This is a genomic window from Longimonas sp., assembly GCF_046498435.1.
Lineage (GTDB): Bacteria > Bacteroidota > Rhodothermia > Rhodothermales > Salinibacteraceae > Longimonas.
The window spans coordinates 1-5,702 of the sequence record NZ_JAWOAR010000181.1; the positions used below are offsets into that span (position 1 = coordinate 1).

Here is a 5,702-nt window from a genome sequence, read left to right on the forward strand (position 1 = left end):
AACCAGCCTGACTACAGCTGGATAAAGCCTTACGAGGTAAAATTTGCAGAACAATACTGGTATCCAGTAAAGGATATAGGAGGATTTAAATACGCAAATCTAAATGGCGCTGTAAACCTTGAAAAGAAGGATGACAATAGTGTATTTATGCAAATCCTTAGCCCGGGATCAGGAACGAAGCGCTGGGAGCACCGCGACCGAGTACTCCTGGGGTGCGGATATCCCGGGCGGCCTCCAACCTAACGCGTACATCGAAGTCTCGCACCTGGTATTATTTCATACCGCGTGTATTGACGATGCGGTGGCTGTGTGCTTCATTGGTACGTGCGCCTCGCACAGCCCGGCCACTCGGTCCGCGTGCCTCTTCGCCTGCTCGTTCCGCCCGACTCCTGCTGCTATGGACGACTTTTGCCATCTGCATTGCCACACTCAGTATTCGCTGCTCGACGGCGCCGCTGGCATCGACACCATGATCGACCGGGCCCGCCAGAAGCAGATTCCGGCCGTGGCCATCACCGACCATGGCAATCTGTACGGCGTGCCCGAGTTCTACACCACCGCGCGCGACAAGGGGGTGCAGCCGATCATTGGGTGCGAGTTCTATCTAACGCCCAGTGGCATCCACGACAAGAAAGACAAGACCCGCTACCATCAGGTGCTCCTCGCCAAAAACGAGGTGGGCTACCACAACCTGATTAAGCTGTCTTCGAAGTCGTACACCGACGGCTTCTACTACAAACCCCGCATCGACCACGGGCTGCTGCGCGAGCATCACGAAGGACTTATCGCCACCACCTGCTGCCTGCAAGGTGAGGTGCCACAAGCAATTCTGCACAAGGGGGAAGAGCGGGCACGCGAACTCTTCGAGATGTATCTCGACATCTTTGGTGACGATTACTACATCGAGTTTCAAGACCACAACATCGACGATCAGCACACCTGCAACGAGGTGCTGGTGCGCTGGGCGCGCGAGTACGACGTGCCGGTGGTGGGCACCAACGACGTGCACTACGTGGACCAGGAAGACGCCGAAGCGCAAGATGTGATGCTCTGCCTGCAAACAGGCAAGCAATACAACGACCCGAACCGCATGCGCTTCGAGAACGACCAGTTCTACATGAAGGGCGCACACGAAATGATGAATGCGTTCTCGGATCTCCCCGATCCGATCCAGCAAAACGCCCTCACCAACACTGCGGAGGTCGCCGCCAAATGCGACTTTGAGCTGCCCATGGGCGACCTGCTCATGCCGCACTACCCTATTCCCGACGCGTTCGACGACGACATGGACGCGTACCTGCGCCATGTGACCTTTGAGCGGGCCAAGGAGCGCTATCCCGAGCCGCTCTCGCAGCGCGTGGTCGACCGGCTGAACCACGAGTTGGGCATCATCAAGGAAATGGGATACGCGGGCTATTTCCTGATTGTACAAGACTTTACCGATGCCGCCCGCGACCTCGGCGTGCGTGTGGGTCCGGGTCGTGGATCTGCTGCTGGGAGCTGCGTAAGTTACTGCCTCGGCATCACCAACGTGGATCCGCTCAAGTACGATCTGCTGTTTGAGCGCTTCCTGAACCCCGAGCGCGTGTCGATGCCCGACATCGACATCGACTTCGACGACCGGGGCCGCTCGAAGGTGATCGACTATGTCGTTGACAAGTACGGGCGCGAGAACGTGTGCCAGATCATCACCTTTGGCACCATGGGCGCCAAGACGGTGATTCGCGACGTGGCGCGTGTGCTCGACATCCCCCTGAGCGAGGCCGACCGCATTGCCAAGATGGTGCCCGACGGCGTAGGCGTAGACCTCGATGATGCGTACGACGAAGTGCCCGAGTTCCGGCAGTTGAAGCAGTCGGACAACCCTAAAATCCGAAAGATGATGCAGTATGCCGACGTGCTGGAGGGCTCGGCCCGCCACACCGGTGTGCATGCAGCCGGAGTCATCATTGCGCCGGGCGAGGTGAGCGACTATGTGCCCATTAGCGTGTCGAAGAGCAAGGGCGAAAAGGTCATCACCACGCAGTACGATGGCGACTGGGTCGAGGAGTTTGGCCTCCTGAAGATGGACTTCCTGGGGCTGAAGACGCTGACCGTTATCAACGACACGCTCGATCTCATCCAGAAAAAGCATGGCGTGGAGATCGACATCGACGAGATCCCGCTCGATGATGAAGAAACATACGAGCTGTTTCAGCGCGGAGAAACCGTGTCGATCTTCCAGTTTGAGTCGACCGGCATGCGCGAATGGCTGCGCAAGCTGAAACCGACCGAGTTGAACGACCTGATTGCGATGAACTCGCTGTATCGTCCGGGCCCGATGGAGAACATTCCGTCGTACATTGCCCGGAAGCACGGCAACGAGGAGGTCGAGTACCCGCACCCAATGCTCGAAGAGATCTTGGAGCCGACCTACGGCATCCCTGTGTATCAGGAGCAGGTCATGCAGATGGCGCAGGAGATGGGCGGCTTCAGCCTGGGCAAAGCCGATATTCTGAGACGTGGGATGGGGAAAAAGAAGCAGAAAGTCGTAGACAAAATGAAGGAGGAATTTGTCCAGGGCGCCCGCGCTCAGGACGTCTCCGATGCCACCATCGAGGAGGTGTGGGAACTCATGGCCAAGTTTGCCGGATACGGGTTTAACCGCTCGCACGCGGCGGCCTACTCGATTGTCGCGTACCAGACGGCGTACCTGAAGGCCCACTACCCGGCCGAGTTCATGGCGGCAGCCATGACAAACGAGATTGGCAACAACGACAAGCTGAGCGTGGTGCTGGAGGAGGCCCGCACGCTGGGCATCGAGATTCTGCCGCCCTCTATCAACCGCAGCGACGTGCAGTTTACGGTGGATCAGGGCGCGATTCTCTTTGGCATGGGCGCGGTGAAGGGCGCCGGCACCGGTGCTGTGGAGGCGATCATTGAGACGCGCGAAGAACACGGCCCCTTCAACACGATCTGGGACCTTACGAAACACCTGGACCTGCGCACTGCGGGCAAACGCACGCTGGAGGCGCTCGTGAAGGCGGGGGCGCTCGACGAACTCGAAGGCCACCGCGCCCAACTTCTTGAGGCCGTCGACACAGCTGTGCGCTACGGACAGAAGGTGCAAGCCGACCGGGCGGCGGGGCAGAACTCGCTCTTTGGCGATGGCGGGATCGGAGGCGATGAGATGGAGCCGTCGCTGCCGGATACGGAGCCGTGGGCCAAGGGTAAGAAGCTAAAAGCCGAGCACGAGGTCATCGGCGTCTACGTATCGGGCCACCCGCTCGATGAGTACAAGGCGGAAGCCGAGGCCTTTGCCAGCGCGCACTTCGGCGAAACCGAAGCCCTGGAGCGTGCTATTGCTCACACCCAAAGCGGCGACGGACGCAATCGCGGTCCGGTACGCACATTCTGCGGAATCATTACGGAGGTGAACCGCCGCACCACGAAGAACGGAAAGCCTATTGCTTTTGCTACCGTCGAGGACTTTACCGGACAGGGCGAGCTGGTTTGTTTTGCGAGCGTGCTCGACCGCATCCAGCCGTACCTGAACGTGGATGATGTGGTGCTCGTGAAGGGTAACGCGGAGGTGCGTGGCACGTCGGTGTCGGTCATCGTGCAGGAGGTCTTCCCAATGTGGAAGGTCCGCGAGCGGCTGGTGAACGAGGTCGTGCTTGAGGTGGATGCCGACCTGCTCGACCGCTCCACCCTGAACCGCCTGCGCGACCTGTGTACCGAGCACCGAGGCAACTGCACGCTTTACTTCGACGTGAACGCCCCCGAACTTCGCAGTCCCGAGCGCCTACGGAGCCGCAAGTTTGTGGTCGAACCCACCTCGGGCTTCATGCGCGGCGTGAAGCAGCTCTTCGGCAACGACGCCGTGACGCTGAAAGGGCAGCAGTAATACCAACTCTCCATGCTTCGTTGGTGTGGAGGTATGGACGTGTGGACGGCAGGAGGTGCATCACCCTTTCATCCCTCCATGCGTCCGTCCCCACACGAACTCAACTGACGAAGTAAATCCGGTGCCTCGCAGATAAGTGATCCCGCAACAGTGCAATCGGATGTGGGATAAAGGGGCAGCCTCCAATTAGAACACAAGGCGCGGCCCCAACCTGCCGTAACGACGCAGGGCTCTGCGTCGCCCGGGCAGTGCAGCCTTGCCACGCGGAGCAGCATTGCCATACGAAAAGGGGCACGAGAACAGCACCCCACCGCGCTGAGATGGTACGTATATCTCAACGGCGTGCCCATCCCGAGCGAAGCCAAGCACACGCCAGAGGCGACCTTGTGCCGTCAGATCTGCAACCGGACGTAACGACGCAGGGCTCTGCGTCGCCCGGGCAGTGCAGCCTTGCCATGCGGAGCAGCATTGCCATACGAAAAGGGGCACGAGAACAGCGTCCCAGTGCCCTGGGACGTTACGTATACCTCAAAGGTGCGATTAAAAGCCTGCTGGAATATGCAATCCAGCCCGCCTATATGCAAATGAGCGGCGGTTGGGCGATGATTGGGCGGGGTCGAACTCCGCTACTTGCGCTGCTCCTGAAGGGGACCGCCACCGCTGGTATCGACCTCGTCTTCTGACACGGCGTCTTCGCCTTGTTCACCATTTATCACCTCCAGCAGCGGCCCGCCACAGTGCTCCGAGGCGTCTTCGGTGTCTTCCATGCATGCCTGCATGGGAGTCATGACATCTTCCTGAAAGTTTCCGGCCACGTCGGCCACGTGCTGTACCGGAAAGAGCACTTTCTGATCAACAAAGTCGGGGTTGGGGTTGTTGGTGAAAGCAAATGAGAGCAGGCACGCCTCGTCGTTAATCGGTTCTTCGACCGTGTAGACGCCGCCGACCCGGCGCCCCAGTTGCCCCATCATCTGGCCCGATTCGCAGGCGGAAACGCGATCGGCAAAGCATGCCATACTCAGGCAGGTCTCATCCCCCAGCGAATGCGCAGTGAACGCGCCGGGCGCCTCCCACGATGCCAGTGCCTCCAGGTCGTAGCTCTCGAAGAGCGTGCGATACAGCGACGACTCGGCCGTCTCCTCTGCCATCATGAACACCAGGAACTGGTCGATGAGGCTGATCGCAACCTCTCTGCCGCCTCCGCTCATGTAGTGGACGGTATGCCCCTGCATCTCCCATTCCTCGGTCTGCCAGTCGTCCATTTCAGCGGCGCCCATCATCTGCATGGAGCTTATTTCCATGACGCCTTCTTCGATGACCTTCCCGTACCCCAGGGCCAGCGAGATGGAGCCCTCTACGTCGGGATGCGTGTATATGCCGCTATATGCCGCGGGCGCGCAGGTCGTCTTGCGTCTCAACTTCCTCTAAGGATGCCTCGCCCAATGATTCGGGAAAGAGGGATTCGAGCGCCTCACTTGTCATTTGATCGCTTTCGGCGTCGTCTTGGGCCAGGGCGGGGCCCACGCCAAGGAGTGCCCCAACAACGAATAGGAGGGCTATTTTCTGAAGTATGTGCATGGTCTGCGTATGCTTGGTGATAAGAAAAAAACGCGTGTAGAGGTACCACACCGCTCTGCATAGAGACCTATCAAGGGGGGGACGCAGTCTGCTGTGCTCTGTATTTTTCTACTTCGTGGGATTGAAGGGTATGCTACCTGATATCGTAGTGAACATGCCGTAGTATATTGTGTGCACGAGCCAACTGCAAGCCTCCGCGCTATGCAGCCGGACGATTGCATGTTGAGCACCACGGATG

4 protein-coding genes are annotated in these 5,702 nt (G+C 59.1%); 2 read left to right on the top strand and 2 right to left on the bottom strand.

Going from position 1 to position 5,702, the window contains the following annotated elements; all coding sequences use genetic code 11:
- Both R6U20_RS06770 and dnaE read left to right on the top strand, forming a co-directional pair.
- The coding region (locus R6U20_RS06770; RefSeq protein ID WP_410337098.1) for a hypothetical protein at nt 1–243 on the top strand (243 nt) is incomplete at its 5' end.
- Nucleotides 244–397: 154 nt separating this feature from the next.
- Nucleotides 398–3,886: a DNA polymerase III subunit alpha gene (gene dnaE, locus R6U20_RS06775; protein ID WP_410337099.1), complete on the top strand. Its 3,489-nt coding sequence runs from the start codon at nt 398–400 to the stop codon at nt 3,884–3,886.
- A 626-nt stretch (nt 3,887–4,512) separates the two neighbouring features.
- On the opposite strand, the gene R6U20_RS06780 is transcribed toward dnaE, so the two are convergent.
- Both R6U20_RS06780 and R6U20_RS06785 read right to left on the bottom strand, forming a co-directional pair.
- The gene (locus R6U20_RS06780; protein ID WP_410337100.1) at nt 4,513–5,304 is read right to left on the bottom strand and encodes a hypothetical protein; all 792 of its coding nucleotides are present in this window, start codon (nt 5,302–5,304) and stop codon (nt 4,513–4,515) included.
- Nucleotides 5,267–5,464, bottom strand: a complete 198-nt coding sequence (locus R6U20_RS06785; protein WP_410337101.1) for a hypothetical protein — start codon at nt 5,462–5,464, stop codon at nt 5,267–5,269. Before R6U20_RS06785 ends, R6U20_RS06780 begins: the two co-directional genes overlap by 38 nt.
- Nucleotides 5,465–5,702 lie beyond the last annotated feature (238 nt).